The following is a 342-nucleotide window of genomic DNA, read 5'->3' on the forward strand; positions in this document are numbered from 1 at the left end:
TTCGATTCGTGATCTATGCCGTCGTGCTGTTCATCTTCGCCGGGCCGATCTACATCCTGCTCGTCAACGCGTTCAGTGCGGTGCCGTCGCCGGCGAACGTCAGCCTTATCCCCACGAATTTCACGTTCGACAACTTTGCGGGTGCGCTCAACCGGAACGTGTTCACCTATCTCGGCAACTCGTTCATCGTCGTCGGCTTCGGCCTCGTGCTGCAGATCCTCGTCAGCGTCTCGGCTGCCTACGCGCTCTCGCGCAAGAAGTTCCCGGGCATGCAGCTCATCATGTTGTTGATCCTGTCGACGATGATGCTGCCGGAGGAGATTCTCGCGATTCCCCTGTCGC

General features: G+C 59.1%; 1 protein-coding gene. It reads left to right on the forward strand.

Translation table 11 applies throughout. From position 1 onward, the window contains the following. A partial coding sequence (locus tag SB658_RS22600) for an ABC transporter permease family protein (protein ID WP_486308202.1) occupies positions 1-342 on the forward strand: 342 nt, incomplete at both ends.

Origin of the sequence: Bacillus sp. SIMBA_008 (assembly GCF_046535495.1) — a bacterium.
GTDB lineage: Bacteria > Bacillota > Bacilli > Bacillales > Bacillaceae > Bacillus > Bacillus subtilis.